The following is a 23,946-nucleotide window of genomic DNA, read 5'->3' on the forward strand; positions in this document are numbered from 1 at the left end:
AAGCGTCAAGCGTCCTGGCCCGTGGCCAGTGCCCGGGCAGGGGTCAGCAGGGGTCTGCGCCATCAGTTCCAGGCGCAGCCGGTGGCGTCCTTCAGACCCCATCGCCGAGGTTCGAAGGGTAAGGCGAACTAGTAGACAATCCCGCGCCGACTCGGCCATGGCTGACATGCGCTCTTCCAGGCTTGTCCTGCATTGCGCAGACTCTCGGTTCAGGAGGTGCGGGGGGAGGCCGAGATGGCTGTTCGACGTGGACAGGGCTCCGCAGGTAGTCGCTGGCAGGGGACGGGAGCGAAGCCGATCGTGCTCGGCGGTGGCGGGCTGCTGATCGTGCTGATGGTGTTCTGGTCGCAGGTGTGGCCGTACGTCGTTGGGAGTGTGCTCCTGGGCGGTGTGGGAGCGGCGGGCTGGTGGCTGTGGCGTACCGACCGGAGGGTACGTGCTCGGGACCGCCACTGGCGGCAGGACGAGGCAGTGAAAGCCGGTCGGCGGACCCTGGCCGAGGTGGATGCGATGACGGGCACCGAGTTCGAGGAGCTGGTCGCCGACCTGTGCCGTAGGGACGGGTGTACGGAAGTCCGGCGGGTGGGCGGTTCGCATGACAACGGTGCCGACGTCGTCGGTCGTCTGCCGGACGGCCGGACGATGGTGATCCAGAAACCGGCGCAGTCCATTTCGGTCTGGCACGTGCCGACCAGCAGGCGCCGCGCCTGCCGGTCGGGAGACAGAGGCGTCACCCCGTGGTGGTGATGAGCTCGTCGAGTACCTGCTCCAACAGGCTGTTGTCGCCGAGGAAGCTCTTCACCGAGGCGTCCTCGTTGCGCTGGGGGTCCATGCCCGACCAGTTCAGGTCGTATCCCGCATCGGTGCTGAGTTGGGCCAGGAACGCCCGCTGGGCACGGCCGTTGCCCTCGCGGAACGGGTGGAGGACGTTCATGTCGCCGTATAGCTCGGCCAGTCGGATGACGAATTCCTGCCGGGGGAGATCCCGCAGATGACCGGAGGGGGCGAGACGGCCGAAGACCTCTCCGGCGTAGGACACCAGGTTTCTCGCCGGGCAGAACGGTGTGCGCTTGGCGATGTTCACGGTGCGTAACTCGCCTGCCCACGGATAGATGTCGCCGAAGATTGCGGCATGGAACGCCTGGAGATGGCCGAGGTCATACGCGCCGGGCAGGGGGCGTTCGGTGAGCATGAGGAGGCGCGCCCGGGTGATGTCGGCCTCCGCTGCGTCGAGCAGCTGATGGTCGGTGATGCCGAGCTTGTTGCGCAGTACGCCGCTGGGCATGGCGTACGGATCATTCACCCTGCCCGCCGCTCCGAAGTCTGTCCGTGGCGGGCGATCGCGCGGGCGACAAGGGTGTCCACGTCGAGGTCGCCCTTTACGTACGCCTCGGTGTCGCGGTCGGATGCCTCGGAGGCGTGGAGCCCCTCGGCCTCGATGGAGCCGGTGGCCGAGGCGACGGCCGCACGCCGTGCGGCTCGGCCGCTCAGTGCCTCGAAGGCCTCGACGGACAGGAGGACGCCCTGGGGCTTGCGGTGGGCGCCGATCAGGACCGGGTGGGCATCCGCGCCGGACTCCGACAGGTCAGTCAGGATCCGCGACAGTCGTGCGCGCGCGTCGCTGACGGTCACGACCTCGGGAATCTCCATGCTGTCACCGTACCCATATAGAGGCCTGATTCTGTACAGATTCTAGTACGGATTCCGGTGAGTGTTCCGCCTCGGTCGGCCCTGGAGGTATCCCCGACCCCGGCCCGGAGGCTGAGCCGCGGCTCAGCTAGTCCGTGTAGTGGTAACGAGCCTTGAGGATCTTGACCTGTTTGTCGTCGGCTCGGTAGACGAGGCGGTGTTCGTCGTCGATGCGTCGCGACCAGTAGCCGGACAGGTCTCCCTTGAGCGGTTCGGGTTTCCCGATGCCGTTGAACGGATCGCGCTGGATCTCGCCGATGAGGCGAACGATGCGGCGCACCATCTTGCGGTCGGTCTCGAGCCAGTGCTGGAAGTCGTCCCAGGCGGCTGGGTCGAAGTTGACGTCCCTCACTCCTCACCGGCCAGTTCTTGGAGCTCCTCCAGGGTCTTGGTGACCCCTGTCCGGCCCGCACGGTCGCGGGCGACGGCTTCCATGAGACGGCGGGCATTGGCCGGCGAACGCAGGAGGTAGACGGTCTCCTGCCAGGCGTCGTAGTCCTCTGCCGACATGAGGATGGCGTCGCCGTTCTTGGAGTGAATGCGTACCGGCGCGTGGTCGTCGTTGACCTTCTTGATCAGGGGGAAAAGTTCCTTGCGCGCCTCGCTGGCGGTGAGGGCCATAGCACCCGTCCTCTCTTGAAGTGGTACCTAACATCGTACCGGACTGGTACGGAAATACGTACCAGTTGCCCGGGTGGCTGTCGGCTGTGAAGGAGCCGGGGGAGTCGGTCGACGTCCGGTGGGCGACGAGTTCGGTGTGGCCGCGAGGGGGAGTAGGGCTCCTGCGGTACCTGCCCGCAGTCCTCCCGCGGGACGGTCCGGACCGTCGTCGGTCCGGACCGTCCCGCCCACAAGCGTCAGAGCCGTCAGGACGTGGGGGTGCTGTCCTGCGTCGTCTTGTTCCTGCCCGTCAGCCGTTCGCGGAGCACCGCGAACACCACCACGGCCGCGGCCACCGCCGTGGACAGCACCACCTGGTCGCGGCCGCCGCCGTCTGCCGTGTCGGTCAGCATGTAGCCCAGGACGAAGGTGATGAGGGCGATGGTCGCCCAGGTCAGGTAGGGGTAGAGCCACATCCGGACGATCAGCTTCTCCGGCGACTCCCGCTGGATGATCTTGCGCATCCGCAGCTGGGAGAAGCAGATCACCAGCCAGACGAACAGGGCGATCGCGCCGGAGGCGTTGAGCAGGAACTGGAAGACCGTGTCGGGCCAGAGGTAGTTGAAGGCGACGGCGACGAAGCCGAAGACGACCGAGGCGAGGATGGCCGCGCGGGGGACGCCGCGGTTCGTGGTCTGGCCGAAGGCGGCGGGGGCGTCGCTGCGGCGGCCGAGGGAGAAGGCCATGCGCGAGGCGGTGTAGAGGCCGGAGTTGAGACAGGAGAGCACCGAGGTCAGCACGATGGTGTTCATGATCTGCGCGGCGTGCGGGATGCCGATGGAGCTCAGGGCGGCGACGTACGAGCCGTCCTTGAGGATCGCGGGGTCGTCCCAGCGCAGCAGCGAGACCACGACCAGGATCGAGCCCAGGTAGAACACCGCGATGCGCCAGATGACGCTGTTGGTGGCCTTGGTGACGGCGGCCCGCGGGTCGGCGGTCTCGCCCGCCGCCAGGGTGACGATCTCGCTGCCCATGAAGGAGAAGACGACCATCAGGACGCCGGTGAGGATCGCGCCGGGCCCGTTCGGCAGGAAGCCGCCGTGCGCGGTGAGGTTGGAGAAGCCGCTCGCCGGATGGTCGGAGCCGGGCAGCAGCCCGAAGAGCGCGAGGCCGCCGATCACGATGAACGCGGCGATGGCGACGACCTTGATGCCGGCGAACCAGAACTCGAACTCGCCGTAGGAGCTGACCGAGGCAAGGTTGGTGGCGGTGAGGACGGTCATGACGATCAGGGCCCAGCCCCACTGGGGGACGGCCGGGATCCAGCCCGCGAGGATCTTGGCGCCGGCGGTCGCCTCGACGGCGAGCACCACGACCCAGAAGAACCAGTACAGCCAGCCGATGGTGAAGCCGGCCCAGCGGCCGAGCGCGCGGTCCGCGTAGGCGGAGAACGAACCGGAGGTGGGGTTGGCCGCGGCCATCTCGCCGAGCATGCGCATCACGAGGACGACGAGGACGCCGACGAGCGCGTACGAGACGAGGATGCCGGGGCCGGCGGCGGCGATGCCGGAGCCGGAGCCGACGAACAGGCCGGCGCCGATGACACCACCGATGGCGATCATCGACAGATGGCGGTTCTTGAGTCCGGCCTGCAGGCCGCCGGACTCGGTGGGATCGGTTTTGGGGAGGGTTGTGGTCATCTCGACATCCAGGAGGGAGAGCGGACAGGGAGGACGGACCTGGGGTGCCTGGAAATTAGTTCAGTACGATCGAAAAGAACAAGACTTGTTTAACTGTTCACCTTGCTCTATTTTTCAGGCACCCGTCAGCACCCGGTTAAGGTGGCGCCGTGGTGAATGCAGCGGGCAAGTTCGGCCCCTACAGCGGTTGGGACACCCGCGTCCTGGCCGGTCGGGGCCCCACGGGAGCGGAGCTCGTCCGGTCCCGGATCGCCCTGCGGGTGCGTCTGAGGTCCGTGTCGCCGGGAGACCGGCTGCCGGACGCGGGCGTCCTCGCCGAGGAGCTCGGGATCAGCGAGATCACCGTGCGCCGCGCGCTGGAGGCCATGTGCCAGGACGGCCTGCTCGACCGCCGCCGGGGCCGGGCCGGCGGGACCTTCGTCGCGGCGGACTGGGACACGGTCGTCGCCGTGATGCACGACGACGACGAGGCGGCCTCACTGGACGCCTTCCATCTGCTGCTCGAGTGCGGGCTCGTGGCGCACACCGCGGGCGAGGTCCCGGACGGCCGGCTGGAGGGGCTGCGCGCGCTGGTCGAGGAGATGGACCTGGCCGACGACCCGGCACGACTGCTCGAACTGGAGACCCGCTTCCACCTCGACCTCGCGGAGACGCTCGGCGGCGCCGGGATCCGCGAGTTCGCCGCCGACCTGCTCGGCCGGCAGTGCCTGCTGCGGCCCGCCCCGGACTCCGCGGTCGTACACGCCCGCAATCGCTGCCACGCCGACCTGCTCGACGAACTCACCCGTGGCGCCATGGACCCGGCGGTACGAGCGGTGAAGGCCCACCGGTACGCCGGCCCGAGCTGACCCGCTCTGAGAAGGAGATGTCGCCATGCCTGACCCCCGACCTGTCGGACCGTCGTCGACGTCGGGCCCCGCCGGCGGCACGCCCCAGCGGCTGCGTGGCGGCGTCCTCGGCATGGCGGACATCGCCGCCGCCACGATGGCCAACGTCGGCCCGGCCATGAGCTTCTTCTTCGGCTTCGCCTTCCTGGCCACCACCGCGGGCGTCGCGTCCCCGCTGACCATCGTGGCGGCGGGGGTGGCGGTCGCGCTGTTCGGCAACACGCTGGCCGAGTTCTCCCGGGCGCACCCCTCGGCGGGCAGCTTCACCACCTTCGTGGGCAAGACCTTCGGGCCGGTCAGCGCGGTGACGACGGCTCTGCTCGCCGGACTCGGCTACATCATCGCGATGGCCTCCGTCATCGCGATCTCCGGCGGGTTCATGCAGATCACCCTGCACCACTACACCGGCGTCGACCTGCCGTGGATCACCTGGACGCTACTGCTGACCGGCCTGTCGGTGGTGCTGATGCTGCGCGGGATCGTGGTGTCCACCAAGTGGGCCGGCTACTTCTTCGGCGTGGAGATGCTCGTACTGGTCGTGGTCTCGGTCGCGGCGATCGTCGAGCACCGGGGCAACCTCTCCGCGGCGCCGTTCCTGCCCTCCCACCTCACCCACGGCGTCAAGGGTCTCGCGGCGGGCTTCCCGCTGGCGGTGTACCTGTTCATCGGCTGGGAGAACTCGGCGGCACTGGCCGAGGAGACCGAGAACCCGCGGCGCAACGTCGGCCGCGCCGTCTTCTCCTCCGTCGCGATCATGACGGTGAGCTACATCCTCTTCTCCTATGCCACCGTGACCGGCTTCGGCTACGACGTCCAGCGGCTCGGCGACTCCCGGATCCCCTTCATCGACGTCGCCCAGCACACCCTCGGGGCGCTGGCGCTGCTCGCCTACGTCGGCGGCCTGACCTCCACCCTCGGCGTGCTGATCGCGGGCATCAACTCCCAGGCGAGGCTGGTGTTCAACGCCGGGCGCGAGGGCCTGCTCCCATCCTTCTTCGGGTACGTCCACCCCACCCGCCGTACGCCGAACAACGCGATCGTCACCTTCGCGGCCACCGCGCTGCTGATCATCGCGGGCTGGGGGCTGGGGCATCTGCTCGGGGACGGCGGTGAGATGAACCCGGTGGTCTTCTTCGCCGAGTCCTCGAGTCTGGGGGCCATCCTGATCCTGCTGGTCTACCTCGCGTCCAACATCGCGCTGCCGCTGTACTACCGCAGATACCGTCCGCAGGAGTTCCGGATCGTGCGGCACGTGGTGCTGCCCGCGGTCGGCGCCCTCGCCGTTCTGGTCCCCCTCTACTACCTCGCCAAGCCCGGTCAGCCCGCCCCGTACAGCTGGTTCCCGTACGCGGCACTGGCCACCCTCCTCGCCGCCGTCTGCTACGCGACCCTCCTGGTCAGACGCGACCCGGGCCTGGCCGAACGCGTCGGGTCGGTCGTCGCCGACGCGGAGTGAACACAGCGGCCCGGTGCGCCGCTCCGGGGTCTGCTCGTCGATCTGCCGTGCGCGGCCGTACCGGGCCGGACACCCCGACGACGGACCTCGCCCTTCACGAGAGGGCAGCCTCCTGATACTGCCCGAGGTAACGGAACCTGCCGTCGGCGACCTGGTAGACGAACATCGCGTCGTCGTTGAAGCCGTGGCTCTGCCGGTACTTGACGGTGCGGGTGATTCCGGTGTGCGCGACCTCGCGGAGTCTGCGGGCGATCGCGCCCCGTTCTCGCACCGCCGTGCCGTTGTTCGTGCAGACCTTGGCCAGGAACATCACGGCGTCGTAGGCCTCCGCCGCGTACCAGCCGGGGGCAGCGCCGAACCGGGCCCGGTAGGCGGCGGTGAAGGCGCGGGCGGAGGGGCGGACCGTGGGGTCGACGAAGGAGGTGACCAAGACCCATCCCGTCGCGGCGGCGCCGGCGGCGGCGAGGAACGCGGGACCGAAGGCCCGCTCCGTCGCCATACGGGTTCCGGTGAATCCGGCTGCCTTCAGGGCGACTGCCAGTCCGGCGGTCCGCGCCGCGTCGCCCGTGCACACGACCGAGTCCGCGCCCGCGGACAGCACCGCGGCGGCCAGCGACGCGTAGTCGATCTTTCCGGCGGCGACGCTGGTCAGCGTGGCGTCCCGGTTGGCCCGCCGCAGTGCGCGCTGGGTCTGGTCGCACAGGGTCCAGGCGACGTCGCCCTGCGCCCGGTCGTCCACCAGGAACGCCTTGCGTGCGTCGACGTGGTTGCTGAGGTAGCGGACGCAGGGCGCGGCGAGGAGGGACTCCGTGACATGCAGCGCCGCGTGGGAGCGGAACTGGTTGTAGCCGAACGACCTGCCCTCGAGATCGACGTCCACCGAGACGGACACCACCGGCATCGTCGCCTTGGTGTACGCGGCCTCGGCGCTGAGGAAACACGCGTCGGTGGTGGGCCCCAGCACCGCGAGGACGTCGACGTCCTTCGGCAGCCGCTCGGCCAGGCTTCTGGCCCGGGCCGGGTCGCCGCCGTCGTCGTACGGGAGCAGCTTCAGGCGGAAGGGGTGGCCGCTCTCGGCGTTGACCTGCTCGACTGCCAGCCGGGCGCCGTTGAGCTGGGCGTTGCCGCTCTCCTTCCGGGCCCCGGTCAGATCACCCTGGAACGCCACGACGAGTTCGGGACGCGGGCTCGTTTCCGACGGAGGCGTCGTCGCCGTCCCGGGGCGGGTGCTCCACCACCAGGCCCCGCCGCAACCGGCCGCCAGGACCCCGGCCGTGGAGCCGAGACGCAGGAAGCTGCGGCGGCGGACGCCGGGCACGGCAGGCGGGGCAGCCGTGACGGCCGTCAGCGTCGCGGCGTCCGGCGACACCGGGTTCGCCGGTGCGGACACCTGGGTCGACTCGATGGCGCCGAGGGTGAGCACAGCGGCGGACCGGTCGTTGATCAGCCGGGTGACCGGCTCGGGCAGCAGCCAGCCCGACTGCTCGGCCGGGTCTGCTTCCGGCCTCTCCGGTCCCTCCGCCCCCTCCCCTCTTTCCCCTCTCTCCGCTCGCTCCCCGAGCGTCTCGCGGAGTCTCGCGAGGCTCGGGCGGCCGGGCGGATCCTTGTGCAGGCAGGCTCTCAGCAGGGGCGTCAGGCCGTCCGGGATCGCCGCCGGATCTGGTTCCTCGTAGATTGTGCGCAGCAGCATGCCGGCCGCCCCACCGCCGCCGAACGGCCGTACCCCGGTCGCGGCGAACGCCAGCACGCACCCCAGCGAGAACACATCGCTGGGCGGGCCGATCTCCCCGCCCCGCGCCCGCGCCTGCTCGGGCGAGAGGAAGCCCGGCGAGCCGACGATCACGCCGCTGGAGGTGAGCGCCGTGGCGTCCGGCGCGCGGGCGATGCCGAAGTCGATGAGCCGCGGCCCGTCCGGGGCCAGCAGGACGTTCCCCGGCTTCACGTCGCGGTGCACGAGACCGGCCCCGTGCACCGCGTCGAGCGCCTCCGCGAGCCGCAGGCCCAGCACCCGCACGGAAGCGAGCGACAGCGGACCGAAGGTGTCCACCGTCTCGGCGAGCGAGGGCCCCGGCACGTACGAGGTCGCCAGCCACGGAGTCTCCGCGTCGGCGTCCGCGTCCAGCAGCGGCACCACCCAGCGGCTCTCCACCTGCCGGGCGGCCTCGATCTCCCGGCGGAAGCGGGCGCGGAAACCGCTCTCGTCGGCGTACGAGGACCGGACCGTCTTCACCGCGGCGATCGCTCCGCCCGGCGCACGGGCCAGGAAGACCACGCCCATGCCGCCGGCGCCCAGTCGCCGCAGCAGACGGTAGCGGCCGATCCGGGACGGGTCGCCGGTCCGCAGGGGTTCCATCAGACGGTGAGCGGCGCGGGGCCGCCGTACACGAAGTCGCCCTGCTCGACCCGCCAGAGGAAGCCACCGGTGCCGTCGATGACCATCAGGCCGGTGGCCTGGAAGGCGAACGGCTTGGTGATGCCCTCGTACTTCCCCGCCCGCACGGCCGTGAGCAGTTTCTCCCGGGTACGGTCCTTCGACGGCAGCGCCGCCAGGGCCTTCAGTAGCATCCCGGTCACGTCGTACGCCTCCGCCGCGTAACGAGGCGGCGCCTCCTTGAAGCGCTCGCGGTAGGCGGCGGCGAACTTCCGCGCCTCGGGCTTCTGGGTCGCGTCGATGACCGGAGCCACCATCGCCCAGCCCTCGGCCGCCTCCTGAGCCTCCGTCAGAAACGTCCCGTCCAGCAGGGCCGGGCCGGACACGCGCGCTCCCTGGAAGGCGCGCTTGCGCAACGTCTGGGCGATCAACGCCCCCCGGTCGGGCAGACCGGCGAAGAACACCGAGTCGGCGCCGGCGGAGAGCATCGCGTCCACCGCGCTGCCGAAGTCGCGGCGCATCGCGCTGACCACTTCCGGTACCAACGGCTGCTGCACGCCGTTGAGTGCGTTGCTGAGGGAACTGGCCAGTTCCGAACCGTAGTTGCCGGCCGGGCGGTCGAGGACGATGCCGACCTTGCGCGAACGCGCCGTCCCGCGCAGGTAGTTGCTGACATAGACGGGAAGCACCGAGTCGGGCAGCCGCCCGAGCAGGAATGAGCGGAACCCCTGGAGAACGAGGTTGATCCCGCCGGGGGACACGGCGACGACCGGCAGCAGCCCGGCGTCGTACTTCGCGAGCGCCGTCTGCGCCGTGGCGTCGGTGGTCGGGCCGACCACCGCGAGGACCGCCGGATCGTCCGCGAGTTCCGTGGCGAGCCGGGCCGAGGTCGCCGGATCGCCCGCGTCGTCGACGGCCCTCACCTTCACGGTGAACGGGGCGTCGCCGCGCGCGTTGAACTCCGCGACGGCCAGCCGCAGTCCGCGCTCCTGAGCCCTCCCCGTATCCCGCTGCGGGCCGCTGAGGTCACCGTGCATCGCGACGGTGTGCACCGGGCGCCGCGAGGACGCGGCGGCGGCAGGGCTGTCGTCTCCCGGGTCGTCGTCCCGCGCGACCGCCCACCAGGTCCCGCCCGCGCCCGCCGTCAGCGCCACGGCGCCACCGGCGAGCAGGAGGAATCGGCGCCGGCCGGCCGGGCGGGCGTCGCGCGGCTCCGGCGACTCGGACGTCTCGCGCGTGTCGGGTTCCGCCGGCCCGGAATCAGGCGGCGCGTCGGACGGCGCCAGCGTGTGCTCGATGTCCGGCAGCGCGAGCGCGGCGGACGACCGCTCGGCGATCAGCCGGGTGACCGGCTCGGGCAGCCACTCGGACGCCTCCGCGTCCTGCGCGGCGCCGTCGACCGCCAGCTCCCGCACCAGTTCCTCGGCACCCGGCCGCCGGTCCGGATCCTTCTCCAGACAGCGGGCCAGCACCTCCAGCAGCCCCGCCGGCACTCCGTCGAGGTCCGCCGGATCGTGCACGGCCCGATACAGCAGGGCGTCGACCGCTCCGCTGCCGAACGGCGCCCGGCCGGTCGCCGCGAACGCCAGGACACACCCGAGGGAGAACACGTCGCTCGCCGGCCCGATGCCGCCGTCTGCACCGCGCCCCTCGGCCTGCTCGGGCGACAGATAGCCGGGCGTACCGACCACCATCCCGGTCGCCGTGAGCGTCGTGTCCTCCGGCGCCCGGGCGATGCCGAAGTCGATGAGCCGCGGCCCGTCGTGGGCGATCAGCACGTTGCCCGGTTTCAGATCCCGGTGGACCAGCCCGGCCCGATGCACCTCGCTCAGCGCCTCGGCCAGCCGGGCGCCGAGCAGCCGCAGCCCGCGCTCCGTCAGGGGCCCGTACGCGGACACCGCCTCGCCCAGGGACGGGCCGGGTACGAACGCGGTGGCCAGCCACGGTGCCTCGGCGTCCGCGTCGGCGTCCACCAGCGGCACCGCCCAGGGGCTGTCGACCTGCCGGGCTACCTCGACCTCACGGCGGAACCGCTCCTTGAAGCCCGGCTCCTCGGCGTACTCGGCGAGCAGCACCTTCAGCGCCACCAGGGCGCCGCCCGGCGTGCGCGCCAGGTACACCACGCCCATGCCTCCGGCGCCGAGCCGCCCGAGCAGGCGATGGTCCGCGATACGCGCGGGATCGGACGAACGCAGCGGTTCCATCAGTTCTCCACTCCGAGCTCGGACTTCACGCTGCCGAGCATCGTGGTGAGGGCGAGCGACGCTTGCCGGGTCAGCTCGTCGTCCGAGTAACCCCTGGCGCCCTTCACCGACGTGGTCACGACCACCGTGCCGATCCTGGCGACCGTCCAGCGGTATGTCTGCTTGCTGTTTCCGGTGAGGTATTTGCCGATCTCGACGACCTCGTCGTCGGCGTAGTTGTTGCCGCCCTGGCCGTAGGGACTGCCGACCGACATGAGTTCGGAGATCCGCTCATCGGTACGGACCTGTTGTTCCCGGCAGCGCAACGGCTCCTCCAGCGTGGTGGACAGCTGGTCGTCGGCGTCGAGCACCGTGGCGTGCACGGTGACCGCCGCGGTCACCTTGATCTCGCCCTTGCCGCCGACGGCGGGAATCTCGCTGTAGCGGGACAGGGAGGCCAGGACACCCCGGGGGAGCGCCCGCCGTTCCCATCGGCACTGCTCGTCGAGCACGGCGACGGTGCCGGGCGTGCTCGCGGCCGGCTGCTGGGCCCGGAAGTCCGCGCCCCACGCCTCCGGCTTCAGCGCGACCGCCGCTGCCAGCGCCTCGGCCTGCCGCTTCGTCCTGGGCACCTGGGCGGGGTCGGCCTGGAACGGCGTGAGCGACGACGCGTCACCACCCGTGGAGGAGGAGGCCGACGGAGAGGAGGCCGACGGAGAGCCGGACGCGGTCGGAGCCGCGGACCGGGACGATGCCGAAGGGCCCGGCTCGGCCGCTTTGTCGTCGCCACCGGAGCCGCAGCCGCCCAGCAATACGGCTGCCCCGGCCACCGACGCAGCGACCCGCCACGGCCAAGTCGCCATGCGTCTACCAGCGTTGTCGTTCAACCTCGCCCCCTCCGCCTACCTGCCCCCGCTCGCGTGCGGTGATCGTACAGAGGTATGTGAGAAGCGGGCGGGCGGTTCGGTGAAACCTGGGACAGAGCAGGGGGAAAGGTGAACAAGGGGAAAGGCGAACAGGGTGCGGACGGATCAGCGCGCGTCGGCCCCGCCCTCGCCGGTGCTGCCCAACGACCGCTCCGCCACCCGTCCCAGATGCCGTGCGAACACCGCCTCCGCCTCCGGCGTGAGCGTCCGTAGGGCCACCAGCGCCGTGATGACGACATCGCACAGTTCGGCCTGGACGTCCTCCCAGGTGTGGGTGGTGCCCTTGCGGGGGTTCTGGCCGGTCGCGCCGATGACCGCCTGGGCCACCTCACCGACCTCCTCCGACAGCTTCAGCATGCGCAGCAGCAGACCCTCGCGGCCGTCGTGTGCACGGTTGGCCTCCAGCCAGGTCCACAGGGCGTCGACGGTGGGCCAGAGGTCGGCCGGGGTGGCGGGGATGGCCGGGGTGGCGGGTGTGGGCTGCTGGTTCTCGATGCTCATGCGTCGCAGCCTGTCAGCTCACCCCGGCAGCCGGTGGCTACTCCTCGAACAGGGCCTCCTGCTCGCCCTGCTCGCGCCGCCGCAGCCGTTGGCTGCGCAGGCCGATGATCATCGCCGTGGCCGCCGCCGTCGCGCCCAGGGCGGCCGGGACCATCCAGCCGCGGTCGACCAGATGGCCGAGGGCGTGGTCGAGGGAGAGGCGGCCGGGGCCCGCGACGGCGAGGCCCGCGGCGGCCAGGCCGAGGGAGGCCGCGTGCTCGTAGCCGCCGCTCGCCGCGAAGAATCCGTTGGGGGCGTGCACCGCGGACGCGCCCGCCATCGCGCCGACCGCAGCCGCGCCCGCCGCCGGGGTGGCCAGGCCCAGGGCGAGGAGCGTGCCGCCGCCCGCCTCCGCCAGGCCCGCCGCCGTCGCGCTCGCCTTGCCCGGCTCGTAGCCGACGGACTCCATGAACTGGCCGGTGCCTTCCAGGCCGTGGCCGCCGAACCAGCCGAACAGTTTCTGTGTGCCGTGGGCCGCCAGCACTCCGCCGGTGCCCAGCCGGAGCAGCAGCAGTCCCAGATCACGACGGTCGTAACAGGTCACGGTGACTCCCTGAGGCAAAGGCGCGGGCGACAAAGGCGTGGGCAGCGGTCGACAGCGGGCAACGAAAGAAAACAGTCCCCTCCGCGTTTCCACCGTCGCACCCTTCACACCCGTCCGGCCCGTCCTGGACGCCGTTCGAGTGGCGCCGTTCGAGTGGCGGCGGTCGGGTGGCGGCGGTCGGGTGGCGGTGTGAGTGTGGCTGGCATGACGATTCAGACCGCCAAACTCAGCGACCCGGCCGTCCGCGCCTTCGTCAGCGCCGTCAACGCCCATGACGAGGAGGCCTTCCGTAGCCTTCTCACTCCCGGCGCGACCATGTCGGACGACGGCTCCGACCGTGATCTCGTCCAGTGGATCGACCAGGAGATCTTCTCCTCGCACGGCCACATGGACGTCACGAAGGAGATGGCCGGCGGCCGGGCGCTGATCGCCGACTACCGCAACGACACCTGGGGCGAGATGCGCACCAGGTGGAGCTTCACGGTCGAGGACGACGGCCGGATCTCCCGCTTCGAGACCGGGCAGGCCTAGCCCCGCCGCCCGAGCCCCCCACCGGCCACCCCTCACCGGGAACGTGCCGCGTGTCTGGCGGTCGCCGGCGGTCGCCGGCGGTCTACCAGGGCGGAACCTTTGCGCGGGACTGAGTAAAAGCCCAGGTGGCGGGGGTTGAGTGGCGATTTCCAGTTTTACACAATTTCCTTGTACGGTCCCGCAGTGCACGCATTCTCGCGCTCGTCCCCGCGTCTGTCCCGGCGTTCTCTGCTGGCGTTCGCGGCCGCCGCGCCGCTGGGCGCACCGTCGGTCTCGCCGACGAGCCGTCCGCCGCTCGCCGACGGTGTCCAGGTCGACGGGGGCAGTCCCCTGCCGGAGAAGCTGACCGCTCGGGCCTGGCTGCTCGCCGACCACGACAGCGGTGAGGTGCTCGCCTCCTACCGCGCTCATCTGCGGCTCGCGCCCGCCTCCACGCTGAAGATGCTGTTCGCGGACACCCTGCTCGGCAGGTTCGAGCGCACCGAGCGGTACACGGTGACCGACGCGGACCTGGCCGGCGTCCCGTCCGGGTCCAGCCTCGTCGGCGTCGAGGCCGGGGTCACGTACACCGTCGAGGAGTTGTGGCAGGGCGTGTTCCTGCGCTCGGGGAACGACGCCGTGCAGGTGCTGGCGCGGATGAACGGCGGGGTCGCGAAGACGGTCGCCGAGATGCGGGCGAAAGCGGCCGACCTCCAGGCGCTGGACACCCATGTCGTCAGCCCTGACGGCTACGACCACGAGGGCCAGCTGTCCTCCGCGCACGATCTCGCCCTGTTCGCCCGGCACGGGCTGAAGAACGCCGACTTCCGCGCCTACTGCGGCACGCGGAGCGTCCGCTTCCCGGCCGGCGGCGGTAAGACGATTCCCATCGAGAACACCGACCGGCTGCTGTCGGGCACGAACGGGGTGACGCCGTATCCGGGGATGATCGGCGTCAAGAACGGTTACACAAGTAACGCCGGTAACACCTTCGCCGGCGCCGCGACCCGCGCCGGGCGCACCCTCGTCGTCACCGTGCTGCATCCCCGCAGCGGCCACAACGCCGTCTACGAGGAGACGGCTGCGCTGCTCGACTGGGGCTTCGCGCAAGGGAGTTCGGCACGTGCCGTGGGGACGCTGGCCGAGGCGCTGAGCGAGGGCGGGGCGCGGGTGTCGTCCTCCGGCGAGGTCCCGCATGCCGGGGCGCGGGCCTCCACGGCGGACGGCGGCGGATCGGGCGGGCCGGGTGGCTGGGGCGTGCTCGGCGGCGCCGGGGGAGTGGTGGCCCTGGCGGCGGGCGGGGCGTACGCGCTGCGCAGGCGCCGCACCCGTCGCGCCCGTGAGGCACCGTCTGTGGAGACTTCCGCGCAGACTTCCGAGAAGTGATGGTGCGGCAGCCGTCCCACGGCCCCGGTGCGTACCTCGCGGTCCCAGCGAGGTCCACCCCCACGCGGGGCCGTGGGACGGCTGCCCTTCCCCCCTCGGTATGGCTTACGGTCGCTCCTTGCGGAACTTTCGTGCCCCAAGTGTGAAGTTCTTGTGCAGGAGAGTTGAGCATATCTCCGTAACCGGCCGCAATGGGGCGGACATCCAAATTCCGCTTGTGAGTCGTCAGCCGCGGCCCACATACGGCATCGCCGTCGCCAGTACGGTCGCGAACTGCACGTTCGCCTCCAGTGGCAGCTCCGCCATGTGCCGCACGGTGCGGGCCACGTCGGAGACGTCCATCACCGGTTCCGGTGCGACCTCGCCGTTGGCCTGCAACGCGCCCGTCTGCATCCGCGCCGTCATGTCGGTCGCGGCGTTGCCGATGTCGATCTGGCCGACCGCGATGTCGTACGCCCGCCCGTCCAGGGAGAGGGACTTCGTCAGGCCGGTGAGGGCGTGCTTGGTGGCCGTGTAGGGCGCCGAGTGCGGGCGGGGCGTGTGCGCGGAGATGGAACCGTTGTTGATGATGCGTCCGCCTCGCGGCTCCTGCTCCTTCATCTGCCGGTAGGCGCCCTGCGCGCACAGGAACGCACCGTTGAGGTTGGTGTCGACGACGTGCCGCCAGGCGTCGTAGGGAAGGTCCTCGAAGGGCACGCCGCCCGGCCCGAACGTGCCCGCGTTGTTGAACAGCAGGTCCAGTCGCCCGAACCGCTCGCGCACGGCGGCGAAGAGGGCCGTCACCTCGTCGGGGCGTGAGACGTCCGTCCGTACGACGAGACTCGTGCCCTCGGGCGCCAGCGCGGCCGTCGCCTCCAGGGTCTCGGTGCGCCGACCCGCCAGCGCCACCGACCAGCCCGCGCGCAGCAGTTCCACGGCGACCGCGCGCCCGATGCCGGAACCGGCGCCCGTGACGACCGCGATCTTCCCCTCGAGAGCTGTTCGTCCAGCAGTTTCCATGGCGTTCATGGGGCCGCAGCGTACGACAGCCCGCACCCGCGCCCTCGGATCCGGCATGCGGAACTCATACGTCCGCCGCCGCCGCGCTCGCCTTCACGGTGAACCTGCCCGCCGCCGGCGTCGCAGCCGCCGCCGAACGCGACCCCGCGCAGCTCACCGCCCACCCCTTCACCCTCGGCGTCGCCTCCAACAGCCTTACGGGGCCGGCGGCCAGGCGTCGCCCCAGTCCGTGTCACGGGCCGCCCGGTACAGCTCGCCGTGTTTCTTCGTCACCGTCGTACGGCTCAGCTGCTCCTCGGTCTCGCACAGGTCGAGGAGCACCTGGCCCTTGCGGATCTGCGGCCGCCGGACCACCCGGGCGGGGGCGGGCGACACGGGGAAGCGGGCGGCCGCGACGTAGCTGAACTTCTCGTCCTCGTAGGGCAGCGAGCCGCCCTTGACCTGCCGATGCAGGGAGGAGCGGCTGACCCGCGCCGAGAAGTGGCACCAGTCCGTGCCCGGCACGATCGGGCAGGCCGCGCTGTGCGGGCAGGGCGCGGCGACGCGGAAACCGGCGGCGATCAGCCGGTCACGGGCCTCGATCATCCGGGCGTAGCCGTCCGGCGTGCCCGGCTCGACGATCACCACGGCCTGCGCGGCCGACGCGGCGGCGTCCACGAGGGCGGCACGGTCGGGCGCGGCCAGTTCGTTGAGGACGTAGGAGACGGTGACGAGGTCCGTGGGGTCCAGCGTGAGCGCCGAGCCGATGCGGGCGCGCTGCCAGCGGACGTCGCGCAGAGCCGGGTTCGCGGCGGCCACCTCGCGGCCGAGGGCCAGGGCGGGCTCGGCCCAGTCCAGGACGGTCACCGGGCGCTCGCCCTCCCAGGTCGCGTTCACCGCCCAGGTCGCCGCGCCCGTCCCGCCGCCGACGTCGACATGGCTGCCCGGCGTCCACTCCGGGGCCGCCCGCGCGAACGCCTCCAGCGCCGAGCACACCGCCTCGAAGGTCGCCGGCATCCGGTACGCGGCGTAGGCGGCCACGTCCGCGCGGTCGCGCAGGATGGGCGCGTCCGTAGGGGTGGCGCCCCGGTAGTTGGCGATGAGCCGCTCGACGGCCTGCGCGGCCTGCTTGGGCGGCAGCTCGTCGAGGAGGTCTCCGAGGGCGGTACGGAGGGTCTCGGCGGCGGATACGGAGACGTTCACCTGGCGATTATGAGGCACCAGGCGTCGGTGTCGCCCGCACCGGGGGCCGCGCCCCCAGGCCCCCTGCCGACTATCGCACCGCCATCGCCATTCGCGTCCCCACCAGTGCCCGCGGTCCGCTGTCCGGCGTCCTGCGTACCGGGTGGACCGTGTTCGCCAGCAGGACCACGAACGTGTCCGTCGCCGGGTCCAGGACCAGCGATGTGCCCGTGAAGCCCGTGTGGCCGGCCGCGCCCTCGCCGGCGAGTTCGCCCATGAACCACGGCTGGTCCACCGCGAAGCCCAGCCCCGGCGGGCTCAGCAGGAGTTCCACGAAGTCGGGGCCGAGGATGCGGGCGGGGCCGTACGAGCCGCCCGCCAGCAGGGTCCGGCAGAACACGGCCAGGTCGCGGCCGGTCGAGAACAGGCCCGCGTGACCGGCCACTCCGCCCAGCGCCCACGCGTTCTCGTCGTGCACCACGCCCCGCAGCATCCCCCGGTCCACCCTGGCCCACGGCCGCCGCTGGTCCTCGGTCGCCGCCGCGCCGGGGCAGGGGCCGAAGCCGGTCGACGTCATCCCCAGGGGGCGGGTGATCCCCTCGTGCACGAGGACGTCGAGCGGGCGGCCGGTCAGACGTTCCAGGAGCTGCTGGAGCAGCAGCATGTTCAGGTCGGAGTACAGGTACGCGCCCGGTTCGCCGATCGGCGCCTCCGCCCGCAGCCGTCGCAGCCGCTCCGTGTCGTCCGCGCAGTCGTACAGCGGCAGCTCGGGGCGCAGGCCGGAGGTGTGGGTGAGGAGCTGACGGACGGTGATGTCGTGGACGGCGGCCGCGTGGAAGTCGGGCAGATAGGCGCCGATCCGCGCGTCGATGCCGAGGGTGCCGCGCTCGATCTGCTGCACCGCGGCGACCGACGTGCACAGCTTGGTGAGGGAGGCCAGGTCGAACGGCGTGTCCACGGTCATCGGGACCTGAGCCCGCGGCGGGAGCTCCACGCCCGCGTCCGTCGCCGGGTCGTACGCCGAGTAACGCACGGCCCACCCCGCCGCCTCCTCGACGGCGATCACCGGTCCGCGCCCGGCGACCACCACGGCGCCCGCGGCCCAGGGCCGGTCGCCGGTGGTGAGGTCCACGACGTCGCGGACGAGGAGCCGCGTCTCCTCGGGGTCGAGCCCCGCCCGCTCCGGTGTGTCGACACGCAGTCTCGGTGCGCTCAGCTCCCCGCTCCTTCCGCCCCCGTGTTCGTCCAGGGACGGCACATAACCACGAAGCAGGCCAGGGCCACCACCGCCGCGGCCAACTGGACGACGGCCATCGGGACGGCCGTGTGCTCGCCGGCGATCCCGACGAGCGGCGAGGCGACCGCGCCGATGAGGAAGGACGACGTACCGAGCAGCGCGGAGGCGGAACCGGCGGAGTGCCGCACACGCAGCAGTGCGAGGGTCTGGGCGTTGGGCAGGGTCACACCCATCGCGGACATCAGCACGAACAGCGCGGCGGCCACCGGCGCCAGGCCGACCTCGCCGAACACGCCCGTCGTCATCAGCAGCAGCGCGGCGGCGGCCAGCGCGACCACCGTCAGCCCGGCGGCCAGCACCCGGTCCAGCCGGACCCGGCCCACCAGCACCTTGCCGTTGATCTGCCCGACCACCACCAGCCCGACCGAGTTCACGGCGAACAGCAGACCGAACGTCTGCGTGGAGGCGCCGTAGATCTCCTGGACCACGAACGGGGACGCCGAGATGTACGCGAACAGCGCGGCGAAGGCGAAGCCGCCCGTGAGCATGTAGCCGGTGAAGGGCAGGTCGGACAGGAGCCGGCGCATCGAGCGCAGGGCCTCGCCGACACCGCCCGCATGCCGGTCGGCGCTGTCCAGCGTCTCCGGGAGCCTCATCCACACCACCCCGGCCAGCAGCAGCCCCACCGCCGTCAGGAGCGCGAACACGCCCCGCCAGTCCGTCGCCCGCAGGATCTGCGCGCCGATCAGCGGCGCCACCACCGGGGCGACCCCGGAGATCAGCATCAGGGTGGAGAAGAACCGGGCCATCGCTACGCCGTCGTACAGGTCGCGTACGACGGCCCGCGCGATCACGATGCCCGCCGCGCCCGCGAGTCCCTGCAACAGCCGGAACGCGACCAGCACCTCGACGGTCGGCGCCACGGCGCACAGCGCGGTCGCCACCACGTAGACGGCGAGGCCGGCGAGCAGCGGGCGTCTGCGCCCCCACCGGTCGCTCATCGGACCGACCACGAGCTGCCCCAGCGCCATCCCGGCCAGGCACGCGGTCAGCGTGAGCTGCACGGTCGCCGCGGGCGCGTGCAGGGAACGGGTGACCTCCGGCAGGGCCGGAAGGTACATGTCCATCGACAGCGGGGGAGTGGCGGTCAGACCGCCCAGGACGAGCGTGACGAGCAGCCCGGCCCGACGCCGCGCACGCAGCGGTGCCTTGTCCGTGCCGGTGTTCTTCTCGGTGTTCCCGCGCGCGACGGCCGCTCGCGACGCCTCCGGTATCGCCCCACCCTCCGGCATACGGCCGCCCCTCCCTCTGCGATGTCTTCGCCACCTATGCTCTCAGCTCGAACGGACAGCTGGGACGGCACGAGGGCGGGCAGGGTATGACGACGGACACGGTGCGGTGGGGAATCCTGGCGACCGGTGGGATAGCCGGCGCCTTCACGGCGGACCTGATCGACCTGCCCGACGCGGAGGTCGTCGCGGTCGCCTCGCGCACCGAGCCTGCCGCGAAGGCGTTCGCCGAACGGTTCGGCATACCCCGCGCCTACGGCGACTGGTCCCTGCTCGCCGCCGACGAGGACATCGACGTCGTCTACGTCGCCACCCCGCACGCCGCCCACCGCACCGCCGCGGGCCTCTGCCTGGAGGCCGGGCGCAACGTGCTGTGCGAGAAGGCGTTCACGCTGAACGTCCGCGAGGCCGAGGAACTCGTCGCGCTGGCCCGCGACAACGATCGCTTCCTGATGGAAGCCATGTGGATGTACTGCAACCCGGTCATCCGCCGGCTCAAGGCCCTCGTCGACGACGGCGCGATCGGCGAAGTGCGCACCGTACAGGCCGACTTCGGCCTCGAAGGCCCCTTCCCGCCCTCGCACCGGCTGCGCGACCCCGCCCAGGGTGGCGGCGCCCTCCTCGACCTCGGCGTCTACCCGGTCTCCTTCGCCCACCTCCTGCTCGGCGAGCCGTCGGGCATCGCCGCCCAGGCCGTGCTGTCCGCCGAGGGCGTCGACCTGCAGACGGCACTGGCGCTGTCCTGGGACTCCGGCGCGCTCGCCGCCCTGCACTGCTCCGTTACCGGCGGCACGGGCACCACCGCCTCCGTCACCGGTTCCCGCGGCCGCATCGACATCCCGGCCGGCTTCTTCCACCCCGACCGCCTCGTCCTGCACCGCGCCGGCCGCGACCCCGAGGAGTTCACCGCCGACCCGGCCGACGGCCCCCGCACGACGTTCCGTCACGAGGCCCGCGAGGTCATGCGCGCCCTGGGGGCCGGCGAGACGGAGTCCCCCCTCGTCCCCCTCGACGGCAGCCTCGCCGTCATGCGCACCCTGGACGCCGTCCGGAAACGGATCGGCGTGCGCTACCCGGGAGAGAACGCCTAGGACCGACCGGCGGTACCGTCGGTTCATGGTCACCCAGTCCGGAAAGCCGGCCCCCGACACCACCCGCCGCAACGAGCGGTCCCGGCGTGCCATCTACGACGCGGCCCTCGCCCTCGTCGTGGAGGTCGGCTACCCGAAGACCACGATCGAGGGCATCGCCGCCCGCGCGGGCGTCGGCAAGCAGACCATCTACCGCTGGTGGGGGTCGAAGGCCGACGTCCTGCTGGAGGCGTTCCTCGACCTCAGCGAACAGGCGGCGCGGGACGCGGGCACCGCGGAGCACGAGCCGTACGTCATCCCCGACACCGGCGACCTCGCCGCGGACATCAAGGGCGTCCTGCGGGCCACCGTCGACCAGTTGACGGACCCCAGGTTCGAGGCGCCCTCCCGGGCCCTGGCCGCCGAGGGCGTGGTCAACGCGACTGTCGGCCGCGAGTTCACGGCCAGACTCATGGAGCCGTCCATCCAGTTGTACGTCGACCGGCTGCGCTCCGCGCAGGAGGCCGGGCAGATCCGCGCCGACCTCGACCCGCGCATCGCCCTGGAGTTCTTCATCTCCCCGCTCGCCCAGCGCTGGCTGCAGTACACCGGCCCGATCACGTACGAGTACACCGACACCCTCGTCGACTACGCCCTCCACGGCCTCGCACCCCGCTGACCTGAGGCACATCGGTAGCTCTGGACCCACCCGTCCCACCCCGTCCCACCTGCCCCGATTCACGACTTCGCACCCCCGATGCGCAGGATGGCGGGACCATGAGGCATGCTGTCCGCACCAGCGAGGCGAGGGGACAGATGAGCGCGGAGTTCGACGGCCGGACCGGTTTGTGGGGCAAACTCTCTCGTCGGCTGCGCGCAAGCGGCCCGACCGAGGCCGCCGACGAAGGCGGCCGTGAGACCCTGCTGCTCGCCGCCGCCGAAGCGGGACTCCCGCTCGCGCCCGCCGCCCACCCGGCCCCCGGCTACGGATGCTCCTGCGACCGGGTCGGCTGTCCGACCCCCGCCCGGCACCCGGTGTCCTTCGCCTGGCAGACGCAGTCCACCACCGACCGCGCCCAGATCGAGCGCTGGGCCCGCCACCAGCCGCAGGCCAACTTCATCACCGCCACCGGCATGACGCACGACGTCCTCGACGTGCCCCTGGAGGCGGGCGCGCAGGCCCTGGAGCGGCTGCTCGGCTCCGGCACGGAGGTCGGCCCGGTCGCCGAGAGCGACGACGGCCGCATGCTCTTCTTCACCCTCACCCGCGGCACCCCCGAGGACGAGGACGAGTGGTGGCCCTGCGAGTTGGACTGCCGGCCCGAGACCATGGACGAACACCCCGGCCTGCGCTGGCACTGCCGGGGCTCCTACGTCCTCGTACCGCCCGCCCGCCTCCCCGGCGACGACGCCCGCTCGGTCCACTGGCTGCGCGGCCCCGAGCACCCCCTGCCCGACCCCCTGACCCTCCTGGAAGCCCTGACGGACGCCTGCGCACGGCACGCGGGCCAGAACGATCCGACGGCGGCTTGGCCCACTCGCCTTTAGGGGCGTCTCACTCACCCTTCGCTGCGGTCAGTCCCTCCAACCGGCTGAGCACGGACACCTTCCCCTTCGCCGGGTCCAGAGCGACCCCGCTGGCGACGAACTCCATGGTCAGCGACTGCTTGACCTCGCCGGTCGTCAACGCCTGCACGTTCCTGTTCGAGGTGGGCACCGTCGCGCCCGCCGCGGCCGTCTGCTTCATGTAGTGGTGCGTGGTGAAGAACACCAACGCGCCGCCGTCCGCGGTGCGCACCGCCAGCGGCGCGTAGTCGCCCTCGGTCAGCTGCTGGTCGATGTACTGCGTGACGAGCCCCGGCTTGATGGCGTTCTTCGCGCGGGTGTCGCGCATCGCGTTCGTGTACGCGCCGTCCGCGAAGGAACCCTTGCCGCTCTGCAAATAGGCCGCGTAGTCCTTGCTCAGGTCCTCGGGCGGCAGCGCCAGCCCGGCGGTGTCCGCCGGCACGGCCTCCGCGACCCCGTCCGCGTCCGTCTCGAACTTCGGTACCGAGCCCGGCTCCACCAGCGTCAGATACGTCGCCTGCCAGGGCTCCGCCGTCTCGCCCCGGGTGAACACCATCAGCCAGCGCGCGGTGTCGCCCTTGTTGCCCTTCGCGTCGGCGATGAACCAGCGCGGCCAGCCCGCCTTCTCCACGATCGTGTACTTCACGTCCGACAACACCAGCGGCGTGTGCTGCGGGTTGCCGTCCGGGCTGTTGACGTGCCCCGCCCTCAGCCGCGCCGCGTCGATGATCCCGAGGGCGCCGGTGGTGTACTCCGCGTCCAGGGAACTGTCGTACGCCTTGTCCGCCTTGTTGTACGCGGTCGTGAACTGCTCGATCGCCTTGGCGGCCTCCGCCTTCGTGGCCGCGGGGAGCACCTCGCGTTCCCCGTGGACCACCACACAGCCGCTCGCGGTGAGTGAGACGGCCGTGAGCGACGCCGCTATGAGTGCGTACCGGTCACGCCTGCGGAGCCTTCGAGTCCCTCGAACCCCGCTTGTCAGGCTGCGTTCCCTGGTCATCAGGTGACTTCACCTTCCCCTTCCCGGAGGCGAACCCTACCGGGGCGAGGAACAGCGCGAGCGTCGGGATCAGGTACAGCAGCCACACCGTGACCTGGAGGACCGTCGGGTCGGGCTGGAAGTTGAACACGCCCTTCAGCAGCGTGCCGTACCAGCTGTCCGGCGGGATCGTGTCGCTGATGTCGAACGCCTTGTCCGTCAACCCCGGTACCCAGTCGGCCTCCTGGAGGTCGTGGAGCCCGTACGCCAGCACGCCCGCGGCCACGACGACGAGCATGCCGCCCGTCCAGGTGAAGAACTTCGCGAGGTTGATCCTGAGCGCCCCGCGGTAGAACAGCCAGCCCAGCAGCACGGCCGTCGCCAGGCCGAGCGCCGCGCCGATGAGGGGGCGCGGGGTGCCGTCGCCGGCCGCGTGCACGGACGTCCACACGAACAGGGCCGTCTCCAGGCCCTCCCGGCCGACCGCGAGGAACGCGGTGGCGACCAGCGCGCCGGTGCCCATTGCGAGGGCCGCGTCCAGCTTGCCGTGCAGCTCCGACTTCAGGTGCCTGGCGGTGCGCCGCATCCAGAACACCATCCACGTCACCAGCGCGACCGCGATGATCGACAGGGAGCCGCCGAGCGCCTCCTGCGCCTTGAACGTCAGCTCCTGCGAGCCGAATTCGAGGACGCTGCCGAAGGCCATCGCGATGGCGACCGCGATGGCGATGCCGGTCCACACGGGCTTCAGCGCGTCCCGGCGGTCGGTCTTCACCAGGTAGGCGATGAGGATGCAGACGACGAGGCTGGCCTCCAAGCCCTCGCGCAGTCCGATCAGGTAGTTGGAGAACAC

The 23,946-nt window shown here is 71.6% G+C and carries 24 protein-coding genes; 8 read left to right on the top strand and 16 right to left on the bottom strand.

Annotated features, from left to right (window positions below; all coding sequences use genetic code 11):
• Window positions 1-300 precede the first annotated feature (300 nt).
• Complete coding sequence (locus B5557_RS32045) at window positions 301-747, top strand: DUF2034 domain-containing protein (protein WP_231976105.1); 447 nt, start codon at window positions 301-303, stop codon at window positions 745-747.
• Here the strand turns inward: B5557_RS32045 and B5557_RS32050 are convergent.
• The 5 genes from B5557_RS32050 to B5557_RS32070 all read right to left on the bottom strand — a co-directional run bounded on the left by B5557_RS32050 (window position 731) and on the right by B5557_RS32070 (window position 3,989).
• Entirely contained in the window at window positions 731-1,285 is a 555-nt protein-coding gene (locus B5557_RS32050) for a Fic/DOC family protein (RefSeq protein WP_231976106.1), read from the bottom strand. The two genes, B5557_RS32045 and B5557_RS32050, sit on opposite strands and share 17 nt — an antisense overlap.
• A gap of 14 nt (window positions 1,286-1,299) precedes the next feature.
• Window positions 1,300-1,650 carry a type II toxin-antitoxin system Phd/YefM family antitoxin gene (locus B5557_RS32055; protein WP_079662711.1) on the bottom strand — a complete coding sequence of 117 codons (351 nt, stop codon included), beginning with the start codon at window positions 1,648-1,650 and terminating at the stop codon, window positions 1,300-1,302.
• 127 nt (window positions 1,651-1,777) lie between these two features.
• Complete coding sequence (locus tag B5557_RS32060) at window positions 1,778-2,041, bottom strand: Txe/YoeB family addiction module toxin (protein ID WP_079662712.1); 264 nt, start codon at window positions 2,039-2,041, stop codon at window positions 1,778-1,780.
• A complete protein-coding gene (locus B5557_RS32065) occupies window positions 2,038-2,310 on the bottom strand; it encodes a type II toxin-antitoxin system Phd/YefM family antitoxin (protein ID WP_079662713.1) in 273 nt (90 codons plus the stop codon). Before B5557_RS32065 ends, B5557_RS32060 begins: the two co-directional genes overlap by 4 nt.
• Window positions 2,311-2,555: 245 nt before the next feature.
• Window positions 2,556-3,989, bottom strand: coding sequence for an amino acid permease (locus tag B5557_RS32070; protein WP_079662714.1), 1,434 nt, complete (start codon window positions 3,987-3,989; stop codon window positions 2,556-2,558).
• Between the two features lie 149 nt (window positions 3,990-4,138).
• Between B5557_RS32070 and B5557_RS32075 the strand changes: the two genes are divergently transcribed.
• Together B5557_RS32075 and B5557_RS32080 are read left to right on the top strand one after the other, a co-directional pair.
• Window positions 4,139-4,837, top strand: coding sequence for a FadR/GntR family transcriptional regulator (locus B5557_RS32075; RefSeq protein WP_079662715.1), 699 nt, complete (start codon window positions 4,139-4,141; stop codon window positions 4,835-4,837).
• 25 nt (window positions 4,838-4,862) lie between these two features.
• Window positions 4,863-6,332 (top strand): APC family permease, encoded by a 1,470-nt coding sequence (locus tag B5557_RS32080; protein WP_079662716.1) that lies wholly within the window; start codon window positions 4,863-4,865, stop codon window positions 6,330-6,332.
• A 94-nt stretch (window positions 6,333-6,426) separates the two neighbouring features.
• Here B5557_RS32080 and B5557_RS32085 read toward each other — a convergent pair whose 3' ends face one another.
• The 5 genes from B5557_RS32085 to B5557_RS32105 all read right to left on the bottom strand — a co-directional run bounded on the left by B5557_RS32085 (window position 6,427) and on the right by B5557_RS32105 (window position 12,896).
• Complete coding sequence (locus tag B5557_RS32085) at window positions 6,427-8,685, bottom strand: bifunctional serine/threonine-protein kinase/ABC transporter substrate-binding protein (protein WP_079662717.1); 2,259 nt, start codon at window positions 8,683-8,685, stop codon at window positions 6,427-6,429.
• On the bottom strand, window positions 8,685-10,907 hold the full coding sequence (locus tag B5557_RS32090; protein ID WP_079662718.1) for a bifunctional serine/threonine-protein kinase/ABC transporter substrate-binding protein: 2,223 nt from the start codon (window positions 10,905-10,907) through the stop codon (window positions 8,685-8,687). Before B5557_RS32090 ends, B5557_RS32085 begins: the two co-directional genes overlap by 1 nt.
• Window positions 10,907-11,749 (bottom strand): hypothetical protein, encoded by an 843-nt coding sequence (locus tag B5557_RS32095; protein ID WP_079662719.1) that lies wholly within the window; start codon window positions 11,747-11,749, stop codon window positions 10,907-10,909. The genes B5557_RS32090 and B5557_RS32095 overlap by 1 nt, the downstream gene beginning before the upstream one ends.
• Before the next feature lie 168 nt (window positions 11,750-11,917).
• Window positions 11,918-12,313, bottom strand: a complete 396-nt coding sequence (locus B5557_RS32100; protein WP_079662720.1) for a MazG-like family protein — start codon at window positions 12,311-12,313, stop codon at window positions 11,918-11,920.
• 37 nt (window positions 12,314-12,350) lie between these two features.
• A complete protein-coding gene (locus B5557_RS32105) occupies window positions 12,351-12,896 on the bottom strand; it encodes a DoxX family membrane protein (protein ID WP_079662721.1) in 546 nt (181 codons plus the stop codon).
• 204 nt (window positions 12,897-13,100) lie between these two features.
• Here B5557_RS32105 and B5557_RS32110 point away from each other — a divergent pair, with 204 nt between their 5' ends.
• Complete coding sequence (locus tag B5557_RS32110) at window positions 13,101-13,427, top strand: hypothetical protein (RefSeq protein ID WP_079662722.1); 327 nt, start codon at window positions 13,101-13,103, stop codon at window positions 13,425-13,427.
• A gap of 183 nt (window positions 13,428-13,610) precedes the next feature.
• Entirely contained in the window at window positions 13,611-14,792 is a 1,182-nt protein-coding gene (locus B5557_RS32115; RefSeq protein ID WP_079662723.1) for a D-alanyl-D-alanine carboxypeptidase family protein, read from the top strand.
• A gap of 225 nt (window positions 14,793-15,017) precedes the next feature.
• Here the strand turns inward: B5557_RS32115 and B5557_RS32120 are convergent, their stop codons facing one another.
• The 4 genes from B5557_RS32120 to B5557_RS32135 all read right to left on the bottom strand — a co-directional run bounded on the left by B5557_RS32120 (window position 15,018) and on the right by B5557_RS32135 (window position 19,481).
• Complete coding sequence (locus tag B5557_RS32120; RefSeq protein ID WP_079662724.1) at window positions 15,018-15,800, bottom strand: SDR family oxidoreductase; 783 nt, start codon at window positions 15,798-15,800, stop codon at window positions 15,018-15,020.
• Between the two features lie 186 nt (window positions 15,801-15,986).
• Window positions 15,987-16,973 carry a small ribosomal subunit Rsm22 family protein gene (locus B5557_RS32125; protein ID WP_079662725.1) on the bottom strand — a complete coding sequence of 329 codons (987 nt, stop codon included), beginning with the start codon at window positions 16,971-16,973 and terminating at the stop codon, window positions 15,987-15,989.
• Between the two features lie 70 nt (window positions 16,974-17,043).
• Complete coding sequence (locus B5557_RS32130) at window positions 17,044-18,210, bottom strand: serine hydrolase domain-containing protein (protein WP_079662726.1); 1,167 nt, start codon at window positions 18,208-18,210, stop codon at window positions 17,044-17,046.
• Entirely contained in the window at window positions 18,165-19,481 is a 1,317-nt protein-coding gene (locus B5557_RS32135; RefSeq protein ID WP_079662727.1) for a multidrug effflux MFS transporter, read from the bottom strand. Before B5557_RS32135 ends, B5557_RS32130 begins: the two co-directional genes overlap by 46 nt.
• An 86-nt stretch (window positions 19,482-19,567) precedes the next feature.
• On the opposite strand from B5557_RS32135, the gene B5557_RS32140 reads away from it, so the two are divergent.
• The 3 genes from B5557_RS32140 to B5557_RS32150 all read left to right on the top strand — a co-directional run bounded on the left by B5557_RS32140 (window position 19,568) and on the right by B5557_RS32150 (window position 22,096).
• The gene (locus B5557_RS32140; RefSeq protein ID WP_079662728.1) at window positions 19,568-20,569 is read left to right on the top strand and encodes a Gfo/Idh/MocA family protein; all 1,002 of its coding nucleotides are present in this window, start codon (window positions 19,568-19,570) and stop codon (window positions 20,567-20,569) included.
• Between the two features lie 25 nt (window positions 20,570-20,594).
• A complete protein-coding gene (locus B5557_RS32145) occupies window positions 20,595-21,227 on the top strand; it encodes a TetR/AcrR family transcriptional regulator (RefSeq protein ID WP_079662729.1) in 633 nt (210 codons plus the stop codon).
• 137 nt (window positions 21,228-21,364) lie between these two features.
• Window positions 21,365-22,096, top strand: coding sequence for a bifunctional DNA primase/polymerase (locus B5557_RS32150; protein WP_079662730.1), 732 nt, complete (start codon window positions 21,365-21,367; stop codon window positions 22,094-22,096).
• Between the two features lie 7 nt (window positions 22,097-22,103).
• Here B5557_RS32150 and B5557_RS32155 read toward each other — a convergent pair whose 3' ends face one another.
• Both B5557_RS32155 and efeU read right to left on the bottom strand, forming a co-directional pair.
• Window positions 22,104-23,114, bottom strand: a complete 1,011-nt coding sequence (locus B5557_RS32155) for a hypothetical protein (protein WP_079662731.1) — start codon at window positions 23,112-23,114, stop codon at window positions 22,104-22,106.
• Window positions 23,053-23,946: an iron uptake transporter permease EfeU gene (gene efeU, locus B5557_RS32160; RefSeq protein ID WP_079662732.1), complete on the bottom strand. Its 894-nt coding sequence runs from the start codon at window positions 23,944-23,946 to the stop codon at window positions 23,053-23,055. Before efeU ends, B5557_RS32155 begins: the two co-directional genes overlap by 62 nt.

The sequence above is a fragment of the Streptomyces sp. 3214.6 genome, from assembly GCF_900129855.1.
Lineage (GTDB): Bacteria > Actinomycetota > Actinomycetes > Streptomycetales > Streptomycetaceae > Streptomyces > Streptomyces soliscabiei.

Bases quoted from the DNA above. Each gene is read 5' to 3' on its own strand.
- B5557_RS32110 (WP_079662722.1), top strand. From the start codon at position 13,101: ATGACGATTCAGACCGCCAAACTCAGCGACCCGGCCGTCCGCGCCTTC.
- B5557_RS32070 (WP_079662714.1), bottom strand. From the start codon at position 3,989: ATGACCACAACCCTCCCCAAAACCGATCCCACCGAGTCCGGCGGCCTG.
- B5557_RS32155 (WP_079662731.1), bottom strand. From the start codon at position 23,114: ATGACCAGGGAACGCAGCCTGACAAGCGGGGTTCGAGGGACTCGAAGG.
- B5557_RS32140 (WP_079662728.1), top strand. From the start codon at position 19,568: ATGACGACGGACACGGTGCGGTGGGGAATCCTGGCGACCGGTGGGATA.
- B5557_RS32055 (WP_079662711.1), bottom strand. From the start codon at position 1,650: ATGGAGATTCCCGAGGTCGTGACCGTCAGCGACGCGCGCGCACGACTG.
- B5557_RS32150 (WP_079662730.1), top strand. From the start codon at position 21,365: ATGAGCGCGGAGTTCGACGGCCGGACCGGTTTGTGGGGCAAACTCTCT.
- B5557_RS32050 (WP_231976106.1), bottom strand. From the start codon at position 1,285: ATGCCCAGCGGCGTACTGCGCAACAAGCTCGGCATCACCGACCATCAG.
- B5557_RS32080 (WP_079662716.1), top strand. From the start codon at position 4,863: ATGCCTGACCCCCGACCTGTCGGACCGTCGTCGACGTCGGGCCCCGCC.
- B5557_RS32095 (WP_079662719.1), bottom strand. From the start codon at position 11,749: ATGGCGACTTGGCCGTGGCGGGTCGCTGCGTCGGTGGCCGGGGCAGCC.
- B5557_RS32100 (WP_079662720.1), bottom strand. From the start codon at position 12,313: ATGAGCATCGAGAACCAGCAGCCCACACCCGCCACCCCGGCCATCCCC.
- B5557_RS32120 (WP_079662724.1), bottom strand. From the start codon at position 15,800: ATGAACGCCATGGAAACTGCTGGACGAACAGCTCTCGAGGGGAAGATC.
- B5557_RS32135 (WP_079662727.1), bottom strand. From the start codon at position 19,481: ATGCCGGAGGGTGGGGCGATACCGGAGGCGTCGCGAGCGGCCGTCGCG.
- B5557_RS32085 (WP_079662717.1), bottom strand. From the start codon at position 8,685: ATGGAACCCCTGCGGACCGGCGACCCGTCCCGGATCGGCCGCTACCGT.
- B5557_RS32145 (WP_079662729.1), top strand. From the start codon at position 20,595: ATGGTCACCCAGTCCGGAAAGCCGGCCCCCGACACCACCCGCCGCAAC.
- B5557_RS32090 (WP_079662718.1), bottom strand. From the start codon at position 10,907: ATGGAACCGCTGCGTTCGTCCGATCCCGCGCGTATCGCGGACCATCGC.
- B5557_RS32065 (WP_079662713.1), bottom strand. From the start codon at position 2,310: ATGGCCCTCACCGCCAGCGAGGCGCGCAAGGAACTTTTCCCCCTGATC.